Source organism: Sedimentibacter hydroxybenzoicus DSM 7310 (genome assembly GCF_013403245.1).
Classification (GTDB): domain Bacteria; phylum Bacillota; class Clostridia; order Tissierellales; family Sedimentibacteraceae; genus Sedimentibacter; species Sedimentibacter hydroxybenzoicus.
This window is the reverse complement of record NZ_JACBNQ010000022.1, coordinates 26710-52047: the sequence shown is the minus strand read 5'-3', so window position 1 is coordinate 52047 and position 25338 is coordinate 26710. Positions and strand designations below refer to the sequence as shown.

General features: G+C 36.6%; 23 protein-coding genes and 1 riboswitch. All 23 genes read left to right on the top strand.

From position 1 onward, the window contains the following. Window positions 1–61: 61 nt before the first annotated feature. The 23 genes from trmL (at window position 62) to HZF24_RS15155 (ending at window position 25331) form a co-directional block, all read left to right on the top strand. Window positions 62–532, top strand: a complete 471-nt coding sequence (gene trmL / locus HZF24_RS15260; RefSeq protein WP_179239211.1) for a tRNA (uridine(34)/cytosine(34)/5-carboxymethylaminomethyluridine(34)-2'-O)-methyltransferase TrmL — start codon at window positions 62–64, stop codon at window positions 530–532. Between the two features lie 8 nt (window positions 533–540). Further along, window positions 541–2166, top strand: coding sequence for a Na/Pi cotransporter family protein (locus HZF24_RS15255; RefSeq protein ID WP_179239210.1), 1626 nt, complete (start codon window positions 541–543; stop codon window positions 2164–2166). 58 nt (window positions 2167–2224) lie between these two features. After that, a riboswitch (glycine riboswitch) is annotated at window positions 2225–2335 on the top strand. A gap of 227 nt (window positions 2336–2562) precedes the next feature. Continuing rightward, entirely contained in the window at window positions 2563–2922 is a 360-nt protein-coding gene (locus HZF24_RS15250; RefSeq protein ID WP_179239209.1) for a GrdX family protein, read from the top strand. Window positions 2923–2956: 34 nt separating this feature from the next. Further along, window positions 2957–4237, top strand: a complete 1281-nt coding sequence (locus HZF24_RS15245; RefSeq protein ID WP_179239208.1) for a glycine/sarcosine/betaine reductase component B subunit — start codon at window positions 2957–2959, stop codon at window positions 4235–4237. A 15-nt stretch (window positions 4238–4252) separates the two neighbouring features. Next, the gene (gene grdB, locus HZF24_RS15240; RefSeq protein WP_179239207.1) at window positions 4253–5557 is read left to right on the top strand and encodes a glycine reductase complex selenoprotein B; all 1305 of its coding nucleotides are present in this window, start codon (window positions 4253–4255) and stop codon (window positions 5555–5557) included. Window positions 5558–5833: 276 nt separating this feature from the next. Next, complete coding sequence (gene trxB, locus HZF24_RS15235) at window positions 5834–6769, top strand: thioredoxin-disulfide reductase (RefSeq protein WP_179239206.1); 936 nt, start codon at window positions 5834–5836, stop codon at window positions 6767–6769. Window positions 6770–6779: 10 nt separating this feature from the next. Then, complete coding sequence (trxA, locus tag HZF24_RS15230; RefSeq protein WP_179239205.1) at window positions 6780–7097, top strand: thioredoxin TrxA; 318 nt, start codon at window positions 6780–6782, stop codon at window positions 7095–7097. 154 nt (window positions 7098–7251) lie between these two features. Further along, window positions 7252–7725, top strand: coding sequence for a glycine/sarcosine/betaine reductase complex selenoprotein A (grdA, locus tag HZF24_RS15225; RefSeq protein WP_179239204.1), 474 nt, complete (start codon window positions 7252–7254; stop codon window positions 7723–7725). A gap of 122 nt (window positions 7726–7847) precedes the next feature. Further along, window positions 7848–9380 carry a glycine/sarcosine/betaine reductase complex component C subunit beta gene (gene grdC, locus HZF24_RS15220; protein ID WP_179239203.1) on the top strand — a complete coding sequence of 511 codons (1533 nt, stop codon included), beginning with the start codon at window positions 7848–7850 and terminating at the stop codon, window positions 9378–9380. An 8-nt stretch (window positions 9381–9388) separates the two neighbouring features. Continuing rightward, window positions 9389–10561 carry a glycine/sarcosine/betaine reductase complex component C subunit alpha gene (gene grdD / locus HZF24_RS15215; RefSeq protein WP_179239202.1) on the top strand — a complete coding sequence of 391 codons (1173 nt, stop codon included), beginning with the start codon at window positions 9389–9391 and terminating at the stop codon, window positions 10559–10561. A gap of 232 nt (window positions 10562–10793) precedes the next feature. After that, entirely contained in the window at window positions 10794–12200 is a 1407-nt protein-coding gene (gene rpoN, locus HZF24_RS15210; RefSeq protein ID WP_179239201.1) for an RNA polymerase factor sigma-54, read from the top strand. A gap of 355 nt (window positions 12201–12555) precedes the next feature. Then, the gene (locus HZF24_RS15205; protein WP_179239200.1) at window positions 12556–13581 is read left to right on the top strand and encodes a sugar-binding transcriptional regulator; all 1026 of its coding nucleotides are present in this window, start codon (window positions 12556–12558) and stop codon (window positions 13579–13581) included. 76 nt (window positions 13582–13657) lie between these two features. After that, the gene (gene gap / locus HZF24_RS15200; protein ID WP_179239199.1) at window positions 13658–14665 is read left to right on the top strand and encodes a type I glyceraldehyde-3-phosphate dehydrogenase; all 1008 of its coding nucleotides are present in this window, start codon (window positions 13658–13660) and stop codon (window positions 14663–14665) included. A 141-nt stretch (window positions 14666–14806) separates the two neighbouring features. After that, the gene (locus tag HZF24_RS19100) at window positions 14807–16000 is read left to right on the top strand and encodes a phosphoglycerate kinase (protein ID WP_246346162.1); all 1194 of its coding nucleotides are present in this window, start codon (window positions 14807–14809) and stop codon (window positions 15998–16000) included. Window positions 16001–16009: 9 nt separating this feature from the next. Further along, complete coding sequence (gene tpiA / locus HZF24_RS19095; RefSeq protein WP_246346161.1) at window positions 16010–16768, top strand: triose-phosphate isomerase; 759 nt, start codon at window positions 16010–16012, stop codon at window positions 16766–16768. A gap of 13 nt (window positions 16769–16781) precedes the next feature. Further along, a complete protein-coding gene (gpmI, locus tag HZF24_RS15190) occupies window positions 16782–18311 on the top strand; it encodes a 2,3-bisphosphoglycerate-independent phosphoglycerate mutase (RefSeq protein WP_179239198.1) in 1530 nt (509 codons plus the stop codon). Between the two features lie 12 nt (window positions 18312–18323). After that, window positions 18324–19616: a phosphopyruvate hydratase gene (gene eno / locus HZF24_RS15185; RefSeq protein ID WP_179239197.1), complete on the top strand. Its 1293-nt coding sequence runs from the start codon at window positions 18324–18326 to the stop codon at window positions 19614–19616. Window positions 19617–19904: 288 nt separating this feature from the next. Next, window positions 19905–20138, top strand: coding sequence for a preprotein translocase subunit SecG (gene secG, locus HZF24_RS15180; RefSeq protein WP_179239196.1), 234 nt, complete (start codon window positions 19905–19907; stop codon window positions 20136–20138). A gap of 127 nt (window positions 20139–20265) precedes the next feature. Beyond that, on the top strand, window positions 20266–22290 hold the full coding sequence (locus HZF24_RS15175) for a sodium-translocating pyrophosphatase (RefSeq protein ID WP_179239195.1): 2025 nt from the start codon (window positions 20266–20268) through the stop codon (window positions 22288–22290). Window positions 22291–22508: 218 nt separating this feature from the next. Continuing rightward, window positions 22509–23189, top strand: a complete 681-nt coding sequence (locus HZF24_RS15170) for a response regulator transcription factor (protein ID WP_179239194.1) — start codon at window positions 22509–22511, stop codon at window positions 23187–23189. 85 nt (window positions 23190–23274) lie between these two features. Then, window positions 23275–24189 (top strand): HAMP domain-containing sensor histidine kinase, encoded by a 915-nt coding sequence (locus tag HZF24_RS15165; protein WP_179239193.1) that lies wholly within the window; start codon window positions 23275–23277, stop codon window positions 24187–24189. 144 nt (window positions 24190–24333) lie between these two features. Next, on the top strand, window positions 24334–24486 hold the full coding sequence (locus tag HZF24_RS15160; RefSeq protein ID WP_179239192.1) for a hypothetical protein: 153 nt from the start codon (window positions 24334–24336) through the stop codon (window positions 24484–24486). Continuing rightward, complete coding sequence (locus HZF24_RS15155; RefSeq protein WP_179239191.1) at window positions 24483–25331, top strand: ABC transporter ATP-binding protein; 849 nt, start codon at window positions 24483–24485, stop codon at window positions 25329–25331. The genes HZF24_RS15160 and HZF24_RS15155 overlap by 4 nt, the downstream gene beginning before the upstream one ends. The last annotated feature ends 7 nt before the right edge of the window (window positions 25332–25338 follow it).

The window sequence follows — 25338 nt, the reverse complement described above, 5'->3', positions numbered from 1 at the left end:
AATACTTTTGGTTTATCACAATTATTACTCAAATAAACCCTTAATTGAACAGGAGAAAAAAATGCCATTAAATATAGTGTTATTTGAACCGGAAATACCGCAAAATACAGGCAATATTGCAAGAACGTGCGCGGCTACGGGTTCAAACCTTCATTTAATTAAGCCCCTTGGCTTTTCGGTAACGGACAAGTATTTGAAAAGAGCAGGTCTTGATTATTGGAGCTTGGTAAATATAACTTATTATGAAAGTTTTGATGAATTTAAGGAAACAATAAAGGATAAACACGTTTTTATAGCGACTACCAAAGAAAGCAGATTTTATACAGATGTTAAATATTCAGAGGGTTGTTATATTTTATTCGGCAAGGAAACAGCAGGACTTCCGGATTATATACATTCGGCTTTTCAAGAAAACAGGATTAAGATTCCGATGATAGATAATGAACATGCAAGATCATTGAATTTGGCGAACTCGGTAAATATAGTAATGTACGAGGCCCTAAGACAATTTGGATTTCCACAAATGATGTAGGAGGAGTTATGAGTATTGCTATTAGTTTAATTGGAGGCTTGGGATTATTCCTGTTTGGAATGAGCTATATGAGTGATGGTCTTCAAAAAGCAGCCGGAAGTAAAATGAAGGATATTTTAGCTGCCTTGACAAAAAACAGGTTAATGGGTGTATTGGTAGGAGCTTTAGTAACGGGTGTAATTCAGAGCAGCAGTGCTACTACGGTTATGGTGGTTGGCTTTGTAAATGCAGGATTAATGAATTTAAATCAAGCAGTCGGAATTATAATGGGTGCTAACATCGGTACTACTGTCACTGCTTTTTTAGTGTCATTAAATATTACGCAATTTGCCACCCTTATGGTTGGTGTCGGCGTGTTTATGTACTTAGCTTCTAAAAAGAAAAAAATAAAAAGTATTGCAGAGGTTATAATAGGCTTTGGTATTCTGTTTATAGGTATGAAATTAATGGGTGATGCTATGAAGCCATTGCAATCCAATCCAATGTTTACAGGACTTATAACGAAATTTAATAATCCATACCTGGGAATACTTGTGGGATTTATTATAACTGCAATTCTTCAAAGCAGCAGTGCCACCACAGGTCTTTTAATTGCCGTTGCCACAACCGGTGTTATAACTTTTGAGCAGGCATTTCCCATAGTTTTCGGACAAAATATAGGTACGTGTGTCACTGCACTTCTAGCAAGTATAGGAGCAAATAAAACTGCAAAAAGAGCTGCTGTAATTCACTTACTGTTTAATATTTCGGGTACGCTGCTGTTTATGATATTCTTAAGAGGACCTGTTGAATGGATAATATTTAACATGGTTCCCAATTATGTTCCGCAAGAGATAGCGGCAGGTCATATATTTTTTAATATAATCAATGTGGTTATTATGTTGCCCTTTGCAAATTTATTAGTTAAAATTTCTCAAATTTTAATAAAAGATAATGGCGATGAAACGCAGCAAGTTACAAAATATATAGATGACAGATTATTGGTCACTCCGTCAATTGCATTAACACAGGCCTCTAAGGAAGTGTTGCATTTAGGAAACTTGGCTCTTAAGGAATTTGAAACAGCAATTAAAGCCTTTTTTACTAATGATGAGGAAACCGCCCTTAAGGTATTTGAAATTGAATTGAATGTTAATGAATTAAATAAAAAAACTATTGAATATTTAGTAAAATTAGATAAGGTATCTTTAACTAATTATGAAAAAGATAAATTGGTTGTATTGTTAAATTCTATTAACGATATCGAAAGAATCGGAGACCATGCTGATAATATCGGAGAATTGGTTTTAGATAAAATTGAAAACAAAATAATTTTTTCCGACCAAGCAAATGAAGATTTAAGAGAAATGTTTGAAGAAACAAAGAAAATGTACAAAGAAACTTTAACCGTTATTGCAACCATGGATTGTGATGAATGTAACAAAATAATAGCCAATGATGATATAGTAGATGAAATGTATAAAAATTTAAGAAAAAATCATATTGAAAGATTGAACAATTTTGTTTGCGAACCAAGCGCGGGAATAGTGTTTTTGGATATTATAAGCAATCTTGAAAGAATAGGCGACCATTCAACAAATATTGCAGAGTCAATACTTGAAGCTGTTGCGAATAAAAATGAAAAAAAGTCATAAATACTACTTGATTTCCTATGTGTTTATATATATAATTAAATAAAATTGAATAGTTTGGATGAAGTTTGCGGGAGAGACTGTTATGATATTAACAGCGCCGAAGGAGTAAGTATATAATGTTAGCCATATTATAGATGATGCTCTCAGGCAAAAGGACCGTATACTGACAAATCTCTGAAAAGCGAAAGCACCGTAGGGGCAACTCATTATAATTATATGAGGAAACTCTCAGGTTTAATACAGAGCAGCAGGCAGAATATTTTTTATTTTCCTTGCTGCTTTTTTATATAATAAGGGGTTCCTATTATTAAAAAAACTTAGGAAGGACGTCAATCCTTTCTATTGAGCAAGAGAATTATTATGTTTGCGTTAGTTATATTTTTAACGGGTGGTTGTATGATAATAACGAATAATGATTGGGTATATCAAAAATTTAAAGATAGTTGCAATGTACTGTTTATTAAAGGAAGTTACAGGGATGTGCTTGTAAAAGTCAGGGACAAGATTCAGGAGGGGCATGAACTCCTGACTCATCCGTTATCAAGCAGTTTAAAGCCAAATGAAACACCTTATAAATCTATCATAATTTCAGAAAATAAGGGTACATTAAATTTTGATTCAGTATATATAATTGAGAATTCAATAATGTCTTATGACAAATTTAACAAGAATAAACTAATAAATTTGACAGATAAAATAATAGAAGATTTTAAGTTAATTGATTTAACAGTGCTTGAAAGCGCGTTAGATATATAATTAAAATTGCAAGAAATTATGGAGGTGAAAATTTTTGAAGTTAGAATTAGGCAGTATTTTTATTAAGGACATACAGTTTGCGGCAGAGTCAAAGGTTGAAAATGAAACACTGTATGTTAACAAGGAAGAAGTAAGGCAAATAATTCTTGAAGATCAAAATTTTAAATCAGCTGATGTTGAATTAGCTAAGCCCGGTGAAAGCATCCGTATAATGCCTGTTAAGGACGTTATAGAGCCAAGAGTTAAGGTTCAAGGACCCGGAGGAATATTCCCCGGCATGGTGAATAAGGTTGAAACTGTTGGTTCCGGAAAAACTAATGTTTTAAAAGGTGCAGCTGTTGTTACAACCGGTAAGATAGTCGGCTTCCAGGAAGGTATCATTGATATGACAGGACCCGGAGCCGAGTATACACCGTTTTCACAGCTAAATAATTTAGTCCTGGTTTGTGAACCGATTGATGGATTAAAACAGCATGAACATGAAAAAGCATTACGATTTGCCGGCTACAAGGTAGCAATTTATCTTGGAGAGCTTGCAAGAAACTTAACTCCTGATGTTGTTGAAACATTTGAAACACCTTCAATTATAGAAGGATTTAAAATGTATCCTGAATTACCGAGAGTTGCTTATGTCTTAATGCTTCAGAGTCAAGGCTTAATGCACGATACATACGTATACGGTGTTGATGCAAAGCAATCATTGACAACTATGATTTATCCGACCGAATTAATGGACGGAGCAATCGTAAGCGGCAATTGCGTATCTGCATGTGACAAAAATACTACGTATCATCATTTAAATAACCCTGTGATTCATGACTTGTTTGCAGAGCATGGCAAGACATTAAACTTTGTAGGTGTTATTATTACGAATGAAAATGTTTATCTTGCAGATAAGGAAAGATCTTCTAACTGGAGTGCTAAGCTTGCTGAATTTTTAGGAGTTGACGGAGTTATTATTTCACAGGAAGGCTTTGGAAATCCTGATACGGACTTAATTATGAACTGCAAGAAAATAGAGGCAAAAGGAATTAAGACAGTTATTATAACTGATGAATATGCAGGCAGAGACGGGTCTTCCCAGTCCCTTGCAGATGCCGATGCCAGTGCTGATGCAGTTGTAACAGGCGGCAATGCAAATGAAGTTATTGAACTTCCTCCTATGGACAAAATAGTCGGTTATGCTGATGTTGCAGATATAATTGCAGGTGGATTTGACGGAAGCTTACATGCAGACGGAAGTATCACCGCAGAACTTCAGGTAATTACAGGAGCTACAAATGAAATGGGCTTCAATAAATTGAGTGCAAGATAGGAAGGAGGAGAAAAAATGTTAAAAGTTGTTCATTATATAAACCAGTTCTTTGCTAATATCGGCGGAGAAGAAATGGCTCATGTTCCGGCTGAAGTAAGAGAAGGCATTGTTGGCCCCGGTCTTGCTTTTCAACAGGCATTTGGAGAAGAAGCTGAAATTGTTGCTACTATTATTTGCGGAGACTCATATTTTAATGAAAACCTTGAAGAAGCAAAGCAGACAATAATCAATATGGTTAAAAAATATAGCCCTGATTTATTTATAGCAGGTCCTGCATTTAATGCCGGAAGATATGGTGTTGCGTGCGGAACTATTGCTATGGCTGTAAGAGATGAATTAAACATTCCCGTACTCAGCGGAATGTATCGAGAAAATCCCGGTGCAGATATGTTTAAAAACAGTATATACGTTGTTTCTACAAAAAATTCAGCAGCAGGTATGAGAGATGCAGTTAAAAAAATGGCTCCTCTTGCACTTAAATTGGCAAAGGGAGAAAAAGTTGGTGCATCTGCAGAAGAAGGCTACATGCCAAACGGTAAGAGAGTTAACTTCTTCGAAAAAGAAAGAGGTTCAAGAAGAGCAGTTAATATGCTTATCAAAAAGTTAAACGGTAAAGAATTTGAAACAGAATTTCCTATGCCTGACTTTGATAGAGTTGATCCAAACCCTGCGGTTAAAGATATTACGAAGGCAAAAATTGCTTTAGTTACATCAGGGGGTATTGTTCCAAAAGGAAATCCGGATCATATTGAATCATCAAGTGCTTCAAAATACGGCAAATATGATATTGACGGCATTATGGATTTAACTGAAGCCGACTTTGCAACGGCTCATGGCGGATATGACCCTGTATATGCTAATTTAGATCCGGACAGAGTATTGCCTGTAGATGTTTTAAGAGAATTTGAAAAAGAAGGTAAAATCGGCAGCATTCACAGATATTTCTATACAACGGTTGGTAATGGAACTGCTGTTAAAAATTCCAAAGCATTTGCTGAAGAATTTGCAAAAGAATTATTAGCTGACGGAGTGGATGCAGTTATACTTACTTCAACCTGAGGCACCTGTACACGTTGCGGTGCAACGATGGTTAAAGAAATTGAAAGAGCGGGAATTCCTGTAGTACATATGTGTACGGTAGTTCCTATTTCATTGACGGTTGGAGCTAACAGAATAGTGCCTACAATAGCCATTCCTCATCCGCTTGGCAATCCAAGCCTAACAATGGAGGAAGAAAAAGATATCAGGAGAAACCTGTTAACAAAAGCATTAAAAGCATTAGAAACAGAAATTACAGAACAAACAGTATTTGAAAAGTAAGCAGATGACCCAAATCTCTGATTTGGTGTCAGTCGCTTATCCTGAGCGAAAGCGAAGGATCTCGTTGTACAAAAGATGAGATTCTTCACTACGTTCAGAATGACATGTAAGTTATCCTGAAACTGAGGATTTGAGGGCAATTCTGATTGCTTGATATAATTAGGCTTGCCCTTATAAAAATGTTTTTTGTAATCATGATTATTAAAAACATTTACTTACTGTTTATTACGTTATACAATGTATATATGACAAAATTTCTAGGAAAAGAGGTGTAAAATGAGCAAGATATATGACGTATTAATTATAGGCGCCGGTCCTGCAGGGCTGTCAGCAGGTCTATATGCAGGAAGAGCTCGACTTAGCACGTTGATAATTGAAAAAGAAAAGGATGGAGGACAAATTGTTCTTACGTCCGAGGTAGAAAATTATCCCGGTTGCTTAGAAGGTGAATCAGGACCTACGTTAGTAGACAGAATGGCCGAGCAAGCTAAGCATTTTGGAACTGAAAAAGTATATGACGAAATAGTTGAGGTCAGACTGGAAGGCAAGGAAAAAGTTCTTGTAGGGAAAAAAGGTGAATATGTTGGCAAGACAGTTATAATTGCAAGCGGAGCTACTTCAAAACCAATCGGTTGTCCGGGTGAAAAAACATTTACCGGCAAAGGAGTGTCTTATTGTGCAACATGTGATGCGGCATTTTTCGAAGATTTTGAAGTGTTTGTAGTAGGCGGTGGAGATACTGCAGTTGAGGAAGCATTATACTTGACTAAATTTGCGAGAAAGGTTTCGTTAATTCATAGAAGAAATGAATTAAGAGCGGCTAAATCAATACAGGATAAAGCTTTTGCAGAGCCAAAATTAAATTTCATATGGGACTCTGTAGTCAAGGAAATCAAAGGTGACGGAATCGTTAATTCTATGGTTTTAGAAAATGTTAAAACAGGTGAATTGACTGAAGTTGTTGCCGATGAAGATGACGGCATATTCGGTATATTTGTATTTATCGGTTATGAACCAAAAACTAAATTATTTGAAGGTATATTAAATTTAGAAAACGGCTATATTGTAACTGATGAAAATATGAAAACCAATATTGACGGTGTTTTTGCAGCAGGTGATATCAGGGTAAAAAGCTTGAGACAGGTTGTTACTGCAGCAGCAGACGGTGCAATAGCAGCGGTTCAGGCGGAGAAATTTATAGAAAACATATAGGAGGTGTGCAATGTTAATACTTGATAAAACTAATTTTGAACAAGAAGTATTGCAAGGTGAAGGCTACATATTAGTTGACTTCTTTGGAGACGGATGTGCTCCATGTGAAGCTTTGATGCCCCACGTGATGGAGTTATCCGAAAAATATGGTGACAAAGTTAAATTCACTAAATTAAATACTACTAAAGCAAGAAGAGTTGCTATAGGACAAAAGGTATTAGGTTTACCTGTAGTTGCTGTTTACAAAGATGGAGAAAAAATTGAAGAATTGATTAAAGAAGATGCCACTCCTGAAAATGTAGAAGCAATGATTAAAAAATACGTTTAACGGAAAGGGGACACACCTCTTTATGACGGGGATAGTCTCTGCGGGATAGGAGGAATGTCCCCAATTGAAAAGGTGACACACTTTAGTACAGGGATAGTCTTTGGAGTGTAAGGAATGTCCCCAAATAAAATAAAATAATTATGGAGGAAAGAAAATGAGCTTATTACAAGGTAAAAAAGTAATTATAATAGGCGACAGAGACGGAATACCGGGACCGGCTATAGAAGAATGTGTAAAAACAGCCGGAGCCGAAGTTATATTTTCGTCTACAGAATGCTTTGTCTGAACTAGCGCAGGCGCAATGGATTTAGAAAATCAAAAAAGGGTTAAAGAATTTGCAGATAAGTACGGTGCTGAAAATATAGTAGTTGTACTTGGAGCAGCAGAAGGTGAAGCGGCAGGTCTTGCTGCAGAAACCGTAACAAACGGAGACCCTACTTTTGCAGGTCCATTGACAGGAGTTCAGTTAGGACTCTCAGTATTTCATGTATGCGAACCGGAAATAAAAGATGAAATTGATGAAGCGGTTTATGATGAACAAATCAGTATGATGGAAATGGTATTGGATGTTGATGATATTATAAATGAAATGACTCCAATCCGTGAAGATTATTGTAAATATCTGTAAATAGGAAAGGGGACACACCTTTAGTATAGGAAAGTCCATGAAGAAAAAAGAATGTCCCAGATTAGAACATATAGGTTTGCTTCGCAGAGATGCGAAGCAAATTTCAAATAACGGAGGTTATTATGAACAGTGTAATTAAAGGTACCAGTTATGTATTGGTGCATGTACCTGATATGGTTATTCATAACGGTACTACTCAAACAACCGAAAGAACCGTTAATCCGAATTCTGAGTATTTAAAGCAGATAAAAGATCACCTGAGATCTTTTGAACAAGTAGTGGCATATTTGCCGAATCAAACGTATATCGGAAATTTAATTCCCGAAGAGTTAGGTAAATATGAACAGCCTTGGCACGATAAAAATTTAGATAATGCAGATAGATTTGGAAAATACGGAGAAATCATGCCTCAGGACGAATTTATTATCTTGATGCAAATGTGTGACGTATTTGATTTAGTAAAGCTTGAAAGCAGTTTTTTAGAAGGAACAAAAAAGAAGCTAAAAAATCATCCGCTGTTTGATGATGACTTAATGCAAAGAATTAAAGCAGGCGAGGATGTTGCGGTTATAAAAAAATATGTTGAAGAAGAACATGCAGAGCCGCTGTATCACAATGGTAATTTAGTGGGATGTGTTAAGAGAGCTCATGATCTGGATGTAAATTTAAACGCTCATGTTATGCATGAAAATCTTGTTTCTAAGGCATCTAATGTTCTTGCATTATTAAATTTAGTTTATAAAAACAATATAAACAGAGAAGATATTGACTATGTAATAGATTGCTCTGAAGAAGCCTGCGGAGATATGAATCAAAGAGGCGGCGGTAACTTTGCCAAAGCATGTGCGGAGGTAGCAGGATTTGTAAATGCAACCGGTTCGGATACAAGAGGTTTCTGTGCGGGACCAACACATGCATTGATAGAGGCAGCTGCATTAGTTAAGGCAGGTGTGTTTAGAAATGTTGTGGTTTCAGCAGGAGGAGCTACCGCAAAACTTGGTATGAACGGTAAGGATCACATTAAAAAAGGTCTTCCTGTATTAGAGGATGTGCTTGGTGGATTTGCTGTTTTGGTAAGTGAAAATGACGGTATCAATCCGGAAATCAATCTTGATTTAGTAGGCAGACATACTGTAGGAACCGGTTCATCACCACAGGCAGTTATTACTTCATTAGTTTCATCACTGGATAAAGCAGGAATGAAGATTACTGATGTAGATAAATATTCGGTTGAAATGCAAAATCCTGATGTGACAAAACCTGCAGGGGCAGGGGATGTTCCTTTGGCAAACTATAAGATGATAGGTGCTTTGGCGGTTAAACGCGGGGACATAGACAAAAAGGATTTAGCCTCATTTACAGAACAGCATGGTATGCAGGGATGGGCTCCTACACAGGGACACATACCTTCAGGAGTTCCGTATATAGGCTTCTGCAGAGAGGATATATTAGAAGGAAAAATTAAGAATACCATGATAGTAGGAAAAGGAAGCTTATTCCTCGGAAGAATGACAAATTTATTTGACGGGGTGTCCTTTATTATTGAAGCAAATAAAGGTAAATCAGAACCACAATCAACTATATCAGAGGATAAGATAAAAGAATTAATTGCACAGGCATTAAAAAATTTCGCTTCGAATCTGATGGCTGAGTAGGAGGTAACATGTCCGAAAAACAAGTAAATCAAATTATCGGTAAAGTGTTCAATCAATTGGCTGATACGTTAATAAGCGGAGAATATGGACAAAAGCCGAAAGTTTTAGTTACGGCAACAGGCAGTGAGCACGGTGAAGACAATATTTTCAGCGCGTCTTTAAATGCAAACAGGAACGGTGCCGATACAACGGTTATTGCTACAAAAGAAGCAGATGGAGTTAAAACCGTACTGGTAAAATCTGAAGATGAAGCTCACAAGGTAATGGAAGAAATGCTTAACAACAAGGAAGTTGATGCTGCGGTTACTATGCATTATCCGTTCCCCATTGGGGTGTCAACTGTTGGTAGAATTATAACTCCGGGCACCGGTAAGGAAATGTTTATAGCTACTACAACAGGTACTTCATCAACCGATAAAGTTGAGGGTATGATTAAGAATGCCATTTATGGTATCATAACAGCTAAAGCATGCGGCATCAAAAATCCTACGGTAGGTATACTTAATGTTGACGGAGCAAGGCAAACAGAAATTGCTTTAAATAAGCTTAAAAAGCAGGGCTATGACATAAACTTCGCATCGTCTAAAAGATCAGAGGTTGGTGCGGTTATGAGAGGAAATGATCTTTTAATGGGCTCCTGCGATGTAATGGTTATGGATTCCCTGACAGGCAATTTAATGATAAAAATATTCTCATCATTTACGACAGGCGGCAGCTATGAATCACTTGGCTACGGATACGGACCCGGCATCGGAGAAGGCTTTGACAAATTAATATTAATTATCTCAAGAGCTTCAGGTGCACCATTGGTAGAAGGAGCGATTAAATTTGCTTCTGATCTGGTAAGGGGCAATTGCATGAAAATAGCTAAGGAAGAATTTGAAAATGCTAAAAATGCAGGTTTAACAGATATTTTAAACGGTTTAAAGGCTTCTAAAAAAACTGAAGAAGCTGAGGAAGTAAAAGCTCCCGAAAAAACTGTTGTAACTTCTCAAATTTCAGGTATAGAAGTTATGGATTTAGAAGATGCCGTTAAAATATTGTGGAAAAATAATATATATGCAGAAAGCGGCATGGGCTGCACGGGACCTATAATTTTAGTCAATGATGCAAAAGCGGAAGAGGCAATCAAAATTCTTGAAGCCAATGAATTTATTGCAGCAGAAAAAACCGATTGCTAAGAACGGCTGCAGAACAATAGCACAACAATTGGAGAACTATAGGAAAATAAATGCTGAATAGTTGGAGAGTTATTGTATAGCATTATGTGAAATAGTCATCCTTAATATTACGAAAGAAACTGATATTTCTTTCCGGTGTTCAGGATGATTTTTTTTGTCTTTATTCAGAATGACATTTTTTTATTGTAAAATTAATATTATTTGATATAATAATATATTGAGGAGTGATATTATGAAAATGGGTTTTGAATTAAACCTTACTCAGACTCAAAAGCTTATTATGACACCTGAATTGAGACAAGCGATTCAGATATTACAATTTAATAATGTGGAATTGATGGAATTTATATACAAGCAGTTGGAAGTAAATCCTTTTCTTGAATCGGTTGATAATAAAAATCAAGATTCTTCTAATGAGGAAATCGATACAAAATATGAAAAAGAAGAGAGAAATGACGATGTAGATTGGAAGGATATTACTGAACGATATGATGATTTGAGCTATAAAGCTTATGAGAGAAATATAGATTCCGATGAAAAACAATCCTTTGAAAGCTATACATCCAAAAAAATGTCTCTGAAAGACCATTTGATGGTTCAACTTGGTGTGTCAGTTAAAACTAATAAGGAAAAAAGAATCGGAGAGTTTATAATTGAATCTCTTGATAATAAGGGCTACTTAAGCTGTTCGGTACAGGATATCAGCTTATTGTTAAATGAAGATGTTGTTGAGGTTGAAAGAGTTTTAAGATTAATACAAACTTTTGACCCTGTAGGTGTTGGGGCAAGAAATTTAAGCGAATGTCTTATGATTCAACTAAAGGAAAAAGGAATTCAGGACAAAAATGCTTATATTATCGCAGAAAGCTATTTAGAAGATATTGCATCTAACAGAATTCAAAAGATAGCGAAGGATTTGCACATAACGGTGTCTCGAGTCCAAGGTATTTGTGATATAATAAAAATGCTTGAACCAAAGCCCTCAAGAGGATTTATAGTTGATAGTGATAACATAAGATATATAGTTCCCGATGTAACCGTAGAAAGAATAAACAATGAGTATATAATTATTGTTAATGATAACAATTTACCTACGCTTACAATCAGCAATTATTATAAAAGCATGGTCAGTGACTTAGATGATAAGGAAGCAAATAAATTTTTGACCGATAAATTAAATTCTTCAATGTGGCTTATTAAGAGTATAGAACAAAGAAGAAAGACTTTGTACAAGGTAACTGAATCTATTTTGAAGTTTCAAAGAAAGTTTTTCGATGAAGGTAAAACGTCTTTGAAGCCGTTGGTTTTAAAGGATGTGGCTGACGATATAGGCGTACATGAATCAACAGTCAGCAGAGCTACAAACGGTAAATATGTTCAAACACCAAGAGGGTTATTTGAGCTTAAATATTTTTTTGCAAGCAGTATAAATGAATCTGACGGAGATGGAATATCTTCAACAAGCGTTAAAACTCAAATACAAAAATTTATAAATGAAGAAAATACTCAAAAACCTTTAAGTGATCAAAAAATTGCTGAAATGCTAAGTGAAAACGGTATAAATATTTCAAGAAGAACTGTTGCCAAATACAGAGATGAGATGAGAATACCGGCATCATCAATGAGAAGAAGATATTAAGGAGATTCCTCATTGTGTTCAGGATGACATATTTCATGTCATTCTGAGCGCATCGAATACCAAAAATATACGACCGCAGGGAGTGTATATTTTTGTGAATGAGACTGGGAATCTCTTTTTTTATTTAAAAAAGGTCCTGTACATTAATATATTACTGTGCTATAATTTAAATAACAAAACACATATAAAAAATCAAGGTATATAGTATAACACATATCAATTTTTTCTAATCTGATACTAATCAAAAATAATTTCCAAATTTATAAAAATACTATTGCAATTAAAACTAAATATGATAAAATAAAGTTAGGGACAAAAAACATACACATGGGACGCAATACATCCCGGAGGGTTTATGAATATAGATAAAATACTTGATATACAAAATAAAATAGTTCCCGAAACAGCAGATTTACTGATGAGAAGATATGAGATTTTAAAAATTATCAGTAGCTTTGAACCTATCGGCAGAAGAACTCTGGCTAATAAGCTAGGGATGTCTGAACGAACCATGCGAACTGAAATTGACAGGTTAAAGGAATTAAATTTAATACATATTCACTCTTCCGGAGTAAAATTGACGGATATGGGTATAGACATACTATCAGAGGTGCATAATACTTTTTATTATATTAAAAATTTATCCGATTTAGAAATAAAATTGAAGGATAAATTAAACTTAAGACGTGTTTTGGTTGTTGCCGGCGACACGGAAAATGATATATATGCATTTTATGACCTAGGAAAAAAAGCAGCTGAAATTATGCTGAATTTCATTAAAAATGATACTGTGCTGGGAATAACGGGCGGCACAACGATGGCATGCACAGTTAATCATATGAAAAGTAAGAAAGGCCTGAAAAACCTTTTAGTCCTGCCTGCAAGAGGCGGATTGAGCGAAGAATTAGAAATTCAGGCAAATACTATAGCCGCAAATTTAGCCGAAAAATTAGACGCACGCTATAAGCTGCTGCATATTCCGGATAATTTAGACAAAGAAGGGCTGAATGTTTTAAAAAACAATAAATTGATAAATGAAGTTTTAGAAGATATTAAAAAAATAAATTTGTTGGTTTTCGGTCTGGGTAATGCTAAGAAAATGGCTGCAAGAAGAAAGTCCGATAAAGAAGTTTTAAGAAAAATTGAGTCTGAAAATCTGATTGCCGAAACCTTTGGATATTTTTTCGATCAGGACGGTAATGTAAAAATTGAAACTAACTCTGTGGGAATCACGTTGGACAATTTCAAAACAATTAAAAATGCCATAGGCGTAGCGGCAGGAAGCTCAAAGGCGGAAGCGATCTATGCGTTTTCTAAATTTAACAATAACTTTATCCTTGTAACAGACGAAGCTGCGGCAATCAGGATATTAGAGTTATAACTGCGTTGAATAACGGGCAAAGCCCGTATTGAATTTTATAATTAAAAACAATATAAATATAAATTAGGAGGATTTTATGGTTAGAGTAGCAATTAACGGATTTGGCAGAATAGGAAGATTGGCATTAAGATTGATGGTACAGGATCCTGATTTTAAGGTTGTAGCAATCAACACCAATTCTAACGCTGAAACATTGGCTTATTTACTTAAATACGATACGGCCCACGGAAACTTTATGACAGACAAAGTAACGTACAATGATAATGCATTAATAGTTGACGGCAATGAAATATTGACTTCAAGCATTAAAGAGCCCGAAAACTGTAATTGGAAAGAATTGAGTATTGATTTAGTAATTGACTGCACAGGTAAATTTAATGATAAAGAAAAGGCAGAAGCCCATATAAAAGCCGGAGCAAAAAAAGTTTTACTGTCAGCACCGGGCAAGGGAGATTTAAAAACTATAGTTTACAACGTAAACCATGATATACTTGACGGCAAAGAAACAGTTATTTCTGCAGCATCGTGCACAACTAACTGTCTTGCACCGTTAGCAAAGGCATTAAACGATGAATTTGGAATTGTAAAGGGTCTGATGACTACGGTACACGCCTATACAAACGACCAAAACATTCATGACAATTCACATAAAAAGGGAATCATGTCAAGAAGAGGACGTGCGGCGGCGGCAAACATAGTGCCTGCTGATACCGGAGCGGCTAAAACGGTTGGTAAGGTGCTTCCTGAATTAAAAGGAAAGCTTGACGGTATGGCCCTTAGGGTACCTACTATAACAGGCTCGGTAGTTGATTTAACAGTTGAATTAAGCAGAAATACCACTATAGAAGAAATCAATGCGGCAATTAAAAAAGCAGCAAATGAATCATTTGCATATACAGAGGATCCGATAGTTTCAAGTGATGTAATCGGAAGTCACTATGCATGTATATTTGATGCTCTATCTACACAAATGCTTGAATCAGAAGGTAAACAACTGATAAAACTGATTGCCTGGTATGACAATGAAATGTCATTTACGGCACAATTAGTGAGATTAGCAAAATATTGGGGAGGAATGCAATAACGATAGACAGGCGATAGATAAGCAATAGACAGGCAATGGATAGGCAATAGATGTGTATTTCGGGACATAAATCAATTGCCAATCCATTGCTAATCAATAGCTAATCCATTGCTTTTCTATTGTTCAACGGAGGGTTTTATTATGAACAAGAAAACTTTGAAGGATTTGAATGTTAAGGGTAAGAGAGTGTTGGTCAGATGCGATTTCAACGTACCTTTTGATGAAAATAACAATATAACCGATGACACAAGGATTACAAGCTCATTGCCTACCATTACATATTTGCTGAATAGCGGAGCTTCCTTGATATTAATGTCTCACTTGGGCAGACCAAAAGGAGAAGCAAATCCAAAATATTCACTGCTTCCCGTATCCAAAAGATTAAGTGAACTTTTAGACAAAGAAGTAATATTTTCCGATTGTGATATTGTAGTTGATGAAAATGTAAAAAAATCTGCGCAAAGCTTAATGCCCGGAGATGTTATGCTTCTTCAAAATACAAGGTACAGAAAAGAGGAAGAGAAAAACGGTGAAGATTTTGCTAAAGATTTAGCTTCTTTAGGAGAAATTTATGTAAATGATGCTTTTGGTACAGCACACAGAGCCCATGCATCTAATGCGGGTATTTGCAAGCATTTACCATCGGCTGTAGGTTTCCTGGTAGAAAAAGAAATAGAAGTTATGGGCAATGCTCTTCAAAATCCTAAAAGACCTCTCACGGCTATTTTAGGCGGCGCTAAGGTATCGGACAAAATTGCGGTTATAGAAAATTTACTTAACATAGCAGACAACATACTGATAGGCGGAGGAATGACGTATACATTCCTTAAAGCTATGGGCTATTCAATAGGAACGTCGCTATTGGAAGAAGAAAAACAAGACTTGGCAAAAAGCTTAATTGAAAAAGCAAAAAATAAAAATGTTAGTCTTATTCTTCCGGTTGATACTGTAGTTGCAAAAGAATTCAAAAATGATACGGAGTTTTTTGTAACAGATGCGGATAAAATGCCCGAGGGTTTTATGGGACTTGATATAGGTGATAAAACTATTGAATTGTTCAAAGAAGTTATAAAAAAATCAAGCACAATTATTTGGAACGGACCTTTAGGTGTATTTGAAATGGATAATTTTGCAAAGGGAACAAATGCAATTGCACAAAGCATCGCTGAAAATACGAATGCAGTTTCAATAATCGGCGGTGGAGACAGTGCTGCTGCTGTTGAAAAAATAGGGCTTGGAGATAAAATAACTCATATATCTACAGGTGGAGGTGCTTCATTAGAATTCTTAGAGGGTAAAATTCTTCCGGGAATCGATGCGGTTGATGACAAATAGGAGGATGTAATGAGAAGGAAGTTAATAGCCGGCAATTGGAAAATGAATAATGATTTAGATGACAGCTTAAAATTAGTTGAAAAATTTAAATCTTTATCTGATAAATTTGACAAGGATGTCGATGTTTTAATATGTCCAGCCTTTATTAATTTATATCCCGTTAAACAAAGTTTAGAAGGATACAATATAAAGATTGGAGCCCAAAACATGCATTTTGAAGATTATGGAGCCTTTACAGGCGAAATATCACCAACAATGCTTAAAAGCATCGGAATTGATTATGTCATAATCGGGCATTCCGAAAGAAGACAATATTTCAATGAAGTGGATGAAACTGTAAATAAGAAATTGAAAGCTGCACATATACATGGTATAATTCCCATAGTATGTGTAGGGGAAACATTGGAGCAAAGAGAAAGCGGAATTGAAAAAGAAACCGTGAAGAATCAGATTGTTAAAGACTTTGAAAATGTTCATGCTTCTGAAGCAGTCAAAACCGTGATTGCTTATGAACCTATATGGGCTATAGGAACAGGCAGGACTGCAAGCAGCCAACAAGCAAATGAAATGGCATCCTTTATCAGAAACTGTGTGTCAGAAATTTATGGAACAGATATTTCGGATAAGGTAATCATACAATATGGCGGAAGCGTAAAGGCGGACAATGCCGGAGAAATACTTACACAATCGGATATAGACGGAGCACTGATAGGCGGTGCAAGCTTAAAAGCTGAAGAATTTTATAAAATTATTAATTATGCAAAGTAAGGCAGGTCACAATATGAATAAAGTTACAGCACTTATTATCCTTGATGGCTGGGGAATAGGTAACGATTACGAGGGAAATGCAATAAGCCGGGCTAAGACACCTAATTTTGATGTACTGATGAGAAAATATCCTAATACGGTTTTATCTACAAGCGGTTATGATGTTGGGCTTCCAAAAGGACAAATGGGTAATTCGGAGGTAGGACATTTAAATATCGGTGCAGGCAGAATAGTGTATCAGGATTTCACACGTATAACCAAAGCAATTGAAGATGGAGAAATAGATAATAATGAAGCTTTAAATTCAGCTTTTGACTATGTTTTGAGAAATAAATCCACATTGCACTTCATTGGTCTTTTATCTGACGGAGGAGTTCACAGTCATAACTCTCACTTGTACAGCTTGATGGAACTGGCAAAGAAAAAAGGTATTGATGATTTAGCTATACATTGCATTACCGACGGTCGTGATGTAAGCCCCACAAGCAGTCCGAATTATATTAAAGAACTTAAAAGAAAAATCAAAAATATAGGTATCGGACATATTTCAACAATAACGGGCAGATATTATGCAATGGACAGAAATAAGCAATGGGATAGAGTTGAATTGGCATATAATGCATTAGTTAAAGGGGAGGGAGAAGTATTTGATGATCCTCTTGAGGCAATAACATCATCGTATTTAAACGGCGTAACAGATGAATTTATTAAACCGGTTATGGTAAGAAATCAAGACGGAGAATTGGTAACCGTAAAAGATAATGATGCTGTGATATTTTATAACTTCAGGCCTGATAGAGCCAGACAAATTACAAGAGCCTTTGTAGACGAAGATTTTGACCATTTTGACAGAAAAAAGGTAAATGTTAAATTTGTTTCTATGACTTTATATGATAAGACCATAGAAAATGTTGAAATTGCCTTTAAGCCTCACTTTGTAAAAAACACTCTGGGTGAATATTTAAGCTCAAAGGGTTATAAGCAGCTAAGAGCTGCAGAAACTGAAAAATATGCTCATGTAACATATTTTTTCAACGGTGAAATTGAAGAGCCATTCAGGCATGAGGTAAGAAAGTTAATCCCGTCGCCTGACGTGCCCACATATGATTTGAAGCCGGAAATGAGTGCCTTTGAATTAAAAGATATGATTATGGAGCAATTAGAAAATGATATGTACCAGGTTATGATTATAAACTTTGCAAATCCTGATATGGTAGGTCATACCGGTGATATAGAAGCGGCTATCAAAGCTGTTGAAGCAGTAGATAAATGTCTTGGGGAAATTGTTAATTTTATTATCAGAGCAGAAGGAACAGCAATAATAACGGCAGATCACGGAAATTGCGAAGAAATGCTGGATAAGATGACACTAACGAAGGTGACGGCACATTCAACCAACAAGGTACCTTTGATAGTTGTACATAATCCCAGAAATTTTAAGTTAAAGGAAGGTATATTAGCAGATATAGCCCCTACGATGCTTGAACTTATGGGAATTGAAAAACCGGTCGAGATGACGGGAAACAGTTTAATAATTAAATAAGCGGAGGAAAAAATGACAATTATATCAGATGTATATGCAAGAGAAATATTAGATTCAAGAGGAAATCCTACGATTGAAGTAGAAGTCTGGACCGAAAGCGGCGGATACGGAAGAGCGGGAGTGCCTTCAGGTGCTTCAACAGGTGCATTTGAAGCAGTTGAGCTGCGTGACGGTGATAAATCGAGATATTTAGGAAAAGGGGTTCAAACAGCTGTTGATAATGTAAACAATATTATAGCTCCCGAACTGATAGGCAGAGATTCAACAGAACAGGTTTTAATCGATAATATACTTATCGCGTTGGACGGAACTGATAATAAAGGCAAGCTTGGGGCAAATGCAATATTGGGTGTTTCAATTGCCTGTGCTAAAGCTGCTGCCGATACATTAGGTTTAGAATTATATCAATATTTAGGCGGAGTTAACGCAAAGATATTACCGGTTCCTATGATGAACATATTAAACGGCGGACAGCATGCAGATAATAATGTAGATATTCAGGAATTCATGGTAATGCCTGTCGGAGCCATCAACTTTAAGGAAGCATTAAGAATGGGTGCCGAAATATTCCACAGCTTGAAAAGCGTTCTGAAGAGTAAGGGATTAAATACGGCAGTAGGAGATGAAGGTGGTTTTGCTCCAAATCTCACATCTAATGAAGAAGCTTTGGCAACCATAGTTGAAGCAATAGATAAAGCGGGTTATACTCCAGGCAAGGATGTTATGCTTGCACTTGATGTAGCCGCTACAGAGCTATATAATCCTGAAACGAAGATATATTCACTTGAAGGCGAAGGAAGAAAGCTCACTCAGGCTGAAATGGTGGATTACTATGTTGACTTAGTAAACAAATATCCGATAATATCAATTGAAGATGGAATGAACGAAGAGGACTGGGAAGGCTGGAAGATGCTTACTGACAAATTAGGAGACAAAATTCAGCTTGTAGGTGATGATTTATTCGTTACCAATACGGAAAGATTGAAAAAAGGTATTGGTTTAAAGGTTGCAAATTCAATTTTAATAAAATTGAATCAAATCGGTACAATAACAGAAACATTAGATGCCATTGAGATGGCAAAAAGAGCCGGATATACAGCAGTGATTTCACATCGTTCAGGTGAAACTGACGATACGACTATTTCTGATTTGGTAATTGCTGCAAATGCAGGTCAGATTAAGACGGGTGCTCCGTCAAGAATAGACAGAGTTGCAAAATATAATCAGTTGCTGAGATTGGAAGATATTTTGGGTGAAGCGGCACAGTATGACGGAATGGAAGTATTCTATAATATCAATGGATAGGCAATATCAATTGATTAGCAATAGAGTATCGATGGATAGGCTATTGATAAGCGATAGATTGATGAACTGTCATCCTGAGCGATAGCGAAGGATCTCATGTTTTGAATGATGAGATCCTTTGCTTACGCTTAGAATGATGGATTGTCTTTAATCCATTGCCTATCTATTGCCAATCTATTGCAAGTCTATCGCTTATCCAATAAAAATATTTATATTTTTATTGCTTATGTTGTCTTTTAGTGTTATAATTCTAATGTTATTCAGAAAAGACGGTTAGCAGGAGGTGGAATGATGGAAACTGTAATGAGAATTTTATTAATAATTGCAAGTTTATTTCTAATAGCAAGTATTTTGCTTCAATCAGGTAAGTCAGCCGGTATGTCAGGTGATATAGCAGGTGGAGCCGAGTCAATTTGGGGAAAAAACAAAGGTAGAAGTTATGAAGGTAAACTAGAAAAAGCTACAGCAGCTTCAGCGATATTTTTCTTGATTGCTTCATTAGTCTTGGTGGCTATTCAGTAATATTTTGTAATTAATTGGTAATATTAATATTATTCTATATTCTTTATGAATTTAGAATTATTTTTTCATGTAAAAAGCTCAATTATTCGAGCACTTAACATTAATTAACAACGGAGGAAAGTATTAAATGGATATTTTATTGATTGCTCCCATAGTGGGAGTATTAGCGTTGCTGTTTGCATTTTACAAGGCATCAGTAATAAACAAGGCAGACCCGGGCAATGACAGAATGAAGGAAATAGCTTCTTACATTCATGAAGGTGCTATGGCATTCCTTGCAAGACAATATAAATCAGTTGGGATTTTCGCAATTATAATGTTTATTGTTTTAGGATTTGCAATCAGCTGGCCAACTGCATTAGCTTTTGCTGCAGGTGCTGCTTGTTCTATACTTGCGGGATACTTTGGTATGACAGTTGCAACAAAGGCAAACGTAAGAACAACAAATGCTGCATATCAATCAGGCATGAACAAGGCATTGGATATTGCTTTTTCAGGCGGCTCGGTAATGGGTATGACAGTTGTTGGTCTTGGTCTGCTGGGAACAGGTACATTTTGGTTAATATTTGGAGAAGCCAGTGTAATAACAGGATTCAGCTTAGGAGCTTCTTCAGTTGCGTTATTCGCACGTGTAGGAGGCGGTATTTATACTAAAGCTGCTGACGTTGGAGCTGACCTTGTTGGTAAGGTAGAATCAGGGATTCCTGAGGATGACCCAAGAAACCCTGCAGTTATAGCCGATAACGTTGGAGACAACGTTGGAGACGTTGCCGGTATGGGAGCAGATTTATTTGAATCATATGTCGGATCAATAATTTCTTCTATTACGTTGGGAATTATCGCGTTTGACGGAGGAAAAGGAGTATCATTTGCATTATTAATTTGTGCAGTGGGTATCTTGGCTTCTATAATAGGTACGATGTTCGTAAAAGGAAAAGAAGGCTCAAACCCACAAAAAGCCTTAAACATGGGTACATATGCAAGCTCATTAATCGTTATGGTTGCAGCATTCTTCTTAAGCAACTCAATACTTGGCAGCTTATTACCGTTCTGGGCGATAGTATTCGGTTCGGTTGTCGGTTTAGTAATAGCTAAAATAACAGAAATTTATACATCCGGTGATTACAAATATGTTAAAGAAATTGCCGACCAATCAGAAACAGGCGCTGCTACAACAATTATAAGCGGTCTGTCTGTTGGTATGAGATCAACAGCATATCCTATAATCGTTCTGGCAGTTGGTATAATAGGTGCATATATGATAGCGGGTTATACACCGAACGGAATAGACAATATAAAAGGTCTGTACGGTATAGCTTTAGCAGCTGTAGGTATGCTTTCAACGACAGGTATGACAGTTGCGGTTGATGCTTACGGACCGATATCAGATAATGCGGGCGGAATTGCCGAAATGTGTGAATTACCACATGAAGTAAGAGAAATTACCGATAAATTAGACTCTGTTGGTAATACAACAGCTGCTATAGGTAAGGGATTTGCAATAGGCTCAGCAGCATTAACCGCACTTGCTTTGTTTGCTTCTTACACTCAATCTGTTGGCATTACATCAATAAATTTAACAAACCCGACAGTTATTGCAGGTGTATTCATAGGAGGTATGCTGCCGTTCTTATTCTCTGCTATCACAATGAGTGCAGTTGGTAAAGCAGCTTTCTCAATGATTGAAGAAGTTAGAAGACAGTTCAGAGAAATACCCGGCATAATGGAAGGTAAAGGAAAACCTGACTACAGAAGTTGTGTTGACATTTCTACAGCAGCAGCTTTAAAAGAAATGGTTGTACCAGGTCTGTTAGCAGTTATAGTACCTGTGTTGGTTGGTTTCTTGCTTGGAACAGAAGCTCTTGGCGGCTTACAAGCCGGAGCGTTGGTAACAGGTGTATTAATGGCAATATTTATGTCAAATGCAGGTGGTGCATGGGATAATGCTAAGAAATACATCGAAGGCGGTGCTCATGGCGGAAAAGGAAGTGACGCTCATAAAGCGGCAGTTGTCGGTGACACTGTAGGTGACCCGTTTAAGGATACTTCGGGACCTTCAATCAACATTCTTATAAAACTTATGACAGTTGTTTCATTGGTATTTGGACCGTTGTTGGCTGAATATGGCGGATTGTTATTGAAATTTTTCTAATTAAGCTCGCTGAAAACAGTTTGACTGCTTTGTGTTGTTCAACCTTGCAGTGGAGCATTTTAATAATTAACATATAAAAGAATCACTCAAGATTAGAGGGTCTGAAAAAATCCTTTTGCCTTGAAGGGTTCTTTTTTTATGTTATATTTCTCCTGACAAAAACTAAATGATGTGATAAAATACATAGTGTATATTTGGGTGCCTGAGGGAGGGATTATATGCCAATCATTCTCATTATAGAAGATGAAAAACGAATACAAGGTATTGTATCGGATTATTTAAAAAAAGACGGTTACAAAGTCATTTTGGCTGATGATGGAATAGACGCATTGACGATACTAAAAAACAACTCTGTTGATTTAATGATATTGGATATTATGATGCCGAACATGGACGGATATTCTGTATGTAAACAAGCACGGGAAATCAGCAACCTCCCCATTATTATGCTGACAGCCAAACGAGAGGAAGTCGACAAATTAAGAGGATATGAGTTGGGTGCGGACGACTATGTTACGAAGCCCTTTAGCCCGAATGTATTGATGGCAAAGGTGCGGGTATTACTCAAAAGAACGGGACACTCTGAAAGCGTTGTATCAACTTTACAAGCTGGAAAGATTACTCTCAACCCTATGTCAAGGGAAGTTTTCGTCGAGGAAAATCCGGTGAGCTTAACCCATACAGAATATGAAATGCTGTTTTTATTTATGAGAAATCCAAAGCAGGTATTTTCAAGAGATCAGCTGCTAAATCGTATTTGGGGATATGAGTTTGAAGGTACAAGCCGAACCGTAGATGTTCATGTTAAAAATCTGCGGCGTAAATTAGGGAACGAAGGTTGCCATATTGTTACACTAATTCGCTCCGGGTATAAGTTTGAGGTGATGGAATATGAATAAAAAATCAAGGTTTTTAAACTGGTTTTCTATCTATCCAATCAATAAAAAGATTTTCCTCTTATCTAAAATCATTATCGGGGCTTGTATGTTAGCATATATCATATCATCTGCTTTTTCCGGCTGGATAAGCGACTTTGTTTTTGTGTTCCTTTTGATTATGCTGATTTTGGGATGGGACATGGTGTTAGTCCGTATGGTATCGAGTCCTATCCGTGAAATCAGTAAAGCCGCACAGCGCATGGCCGACCTTGACTTTTCTCAGCCTTGCAAATTGAATACAAAAGATGAACTGCAAACCCTTGGGGATAATTTGAATACAACAGCGACAAATCTTCAACATGCATTAGCACAGCGAAAAGAACTTACTGATACACTATCCCATGAGCTTAAAACGCCTCTTGGCGTTATCAGAGCCTATGCAGAGGGACTGAAAGATGCTGTGCCGGATAAACAAATAGTATACAGTCAGGTAATTGTTGAGGAAACAGAAAAAATGGCGGGAATGATAAATGCTCTGCTGGATTTATCCTCATTGGAAGTCGGGGCTGCTACGATGAAAATGGAAAAGTTTGATTTTGTGGAATTAGTGGAAACAGTAGCAGGTCGGGAATATGTTGATACTACCTCAGAACCATTCCGTTTGAGCTACTCACTTCCTGACGAGTCAGTATATGTGGTGGCCGACCAAAACCGGCTGCGGCAGGTTTTGCATAACTTTATGGGGAATGCGAAAAAGTTTGTCTCTAAAAACGGTAACATCCATATTGAGGTGAGTATTTTAGAAAGCCTTATGCAATTTTCCATCTATAACGACGGTCCACATTTGACAGATGATGTCTGGATAAAGTTCCATAGAGATAAAAGTGAAATCAATAGAAATGGTTCAGGGCTTGGTCTTGCTATATCAGCTCAAATACTCTCCATGCACAAATCCGAATATGGTATACATAACAAGGAGAATGGAGCCGAGTTCTATTTTATGCTTCCTATAACTGAATAAATCCATCTATTATTAAAAAACGTGCTGCGCAGCACGTTTTTTTCTTTACTTCATTTTCACTCTATCTTTACATCATCTTTATACCGAAATCGTAGTTTTAGGGTGTAAAAATAAATTGTTAAATCAGGATGGAGGTGTGTTCTTATGTTTTTAGGACTTTCGTGGTATTGGTGGGTGATTTTAATCGTTTTGCTGGCAATATCTCTTCCCTTTAAAGTGAAGTTTATGAAGTGGTGGAGTCAGCGACAGAAAGAAAAACAAAGCACCCAGAGGGACAAATGGGGTGAAGAAGAATGATTGAAGTAAAAGACCTTATATTTTCCTATGGCAAAGACAAGCAGGCATTACACGGTATCGATTTTACGGTTGGAAAGGGGGAAATCTTTGGTTTCCTTGGACCAAATGGTTCAGGTAAATCTACAACACAAAAAATTCTTACGGGGATTTTGAAAGGGCATAACGGCCATGTTTCATTATTCGGAAAAAATATTACCAACTCCTATAATAAGGAATTTTTCAAAAATATCGGTGTTCTTTTCGAGTATCCTTACCTGTATGCTAATTTGAGTGGACTGGATAATCTCAACTATTTTGCGTCCTTCTACCCAAAAGAACAACGACAAGATATCGAGGTATTATTAGACCGGTTGGCGTTTAAAAAGGATTATATCAAAAAACCGGTATCTTCTTACTCCAAAGGTATGCGTCAACGGGTGAGCATGGCGCGGGCACTTATGACAAGCCCGAAGCTGCTGTTTTTAGACGAACCAACCAGCGGACTTGACCCCGCCGGGGCGGTGTTATTCCGTAACATTATAGAAGAAGAGCGGAAAAAAGGTACTACAGTTTTTCTCACAACCCACAATATGCTGGACGCAGACCTGCTTTGTGACCGGGTGGCTTTTATCGTAAACGGTAATATTGCTGTAATTGATACACCTAAAAATCTAAAGATGCAAAACAGCAATCAAAAGATTGTGATTGATTATATGCTGAACGGCAAGCGGGAAAACAAGATGATTGAAGCGTCTGAATTGAAACAGGGTATCTCTTTACCTCATGATGAAATTATAAGCATCCATTCTCAGGAACCATCTTTGGAGGATGTGTTTATTCAGTATACAGGGAGGGGGTTGTTATAAATGGGAT

Excerpts from the sequence above, each read along its gene's own strand:
- trmL (WP_179239211.1), top strand. The coding sequence starts at position 62 with ATGCCATTAAATATAGTGTTATTTGAACCGGAAATACCGCAAAATACA.
- HZF24_RS15255 (WP_179239210.1), top strand. The coding sequence starts at position 541 with ATGAGTATTGCTATTAGTTTAATTGGAGGCTTGGGATTATTCCTGTTT.
- HZF24_RS15250 (WP_179239209.1), top strand. The coding sequence starts at position 2,563 with ATGATAATAACGAATAATGATTGGGTATATCAAAAATTTAAAGATAGT.
- trxB (WP_179239206.1), top strand. The coding sequence starts at position 5,834 with ATGAGCAAGATATATGACGTATTAATTATAGGCGCCGGTCCTGCAGGG.
- trxA (WP_179239205.1), top strand. The coding sequence starts at position 6,780 with ATGTTAATACTTGATAAAACTAATTTTGAACAAGAAGTATTGCAAGGT.
- grdC (WP_179239203.1), top strand. The coding sequence starts at position 7,848 with ATGAACAGTGTAATTAAAGGTACCAGTTATGTATTGGTGCATGTACCT.
- grdD (WP_179239202.1), top strand. The coding sequence starts at position 9,389 with ATGTCCGAAAAACAAGTAAATCAAATTATCGGTAAAGTGTTCAATCAA.
- rpoN (WP_179239201.1), top strand. The coding sequence starts at position 10,794 with ATGAAAATGGGTTTTGAATTAAACCTTACTCAGACTCAAAAGCTTATT.
- HZF24_RS15205 (WP_179239200.1), top strand. The coding sequence starts at position 12,556 with ATGAATATAGATAAAATACTTGATATACAAAATAAAATAGTTCCCGAA.
- gap (WP_179239199.1), top strand. The coding sequence starts at position 13,658 with ATGGTTAGAGTAGCAATTAACGGATTTGGCAGAATAGGAAGATTGGCA.
- HZF24_RS19100 (WP_246346162.1), top strand. The coding sequence starts at position 14,807 with ATGAACAAGAAAACTTTGAAGGATTTGAATGTTAAGGGTAAGAGAGTG.
- tpiA (WP_246346161.1), top strand. The coding sequence starts at position 16,010 with ATGAGAAGGAAGTTAATAGCCGGCAATTGGAAAATGAATAATGATTTA.
- gpmI (WP_179239198.1), top strand. The coding sequence starts at position 16,782 with ATGAATAAAGTTACAGCACTTATTATCCTTGATGGCTGGGGAATAGGT.
- eno (WP_179239197.1), top strand. The coding sequence starts at position 18,324 with ATGACAATTATATCAGATGTATATGCAAGAGAAATATTAGATTCAAGA.
- secG (WP_179239196.1), top strand. The coding sequence starts at position 19,905 with ATGATGGAAACTGTAATGAGAATTTTATTAATAATTGCAAGTTTATTT.
- HZF24_RS15175 (WP_179239195.1), top strand. The coding sequence starts at position 20,266 with ATGGATATTTTATTGATTGCTCCCATAGTGGGAGTATTAGCGTTGCTG.
- HZF24_RS15170 (WP_179239194.1), top strand. The coding sequence starts at position 22,509 with ATGCCAATCATTCTCATTATAGAAGATGAAAAACGAATACAAGGTATT.
- HZF24_RS15165 (WP_179239193.1), top strand. The coding sequence starts at position 23,275 with ATGTTAGCATATATCATATCATCTGCTTTTTCCGGCTGGATAAGCGAC.
- HZF24_RS15160 (WP_179239192.1), top strand. The coding sequence starts at position 24,334 with ATGTTTTTAGGACTTTCGTGGTATTGGTGGGTGATTTTAATCGTTTTG.
- HZF24_RS15155 (WP_179239191.1), top strand. The coding sequence starts at position 24,483 with ATGATTGAAGTAAAAGACCTTATATTTTCCTATGGCAAAGACAAGCAG.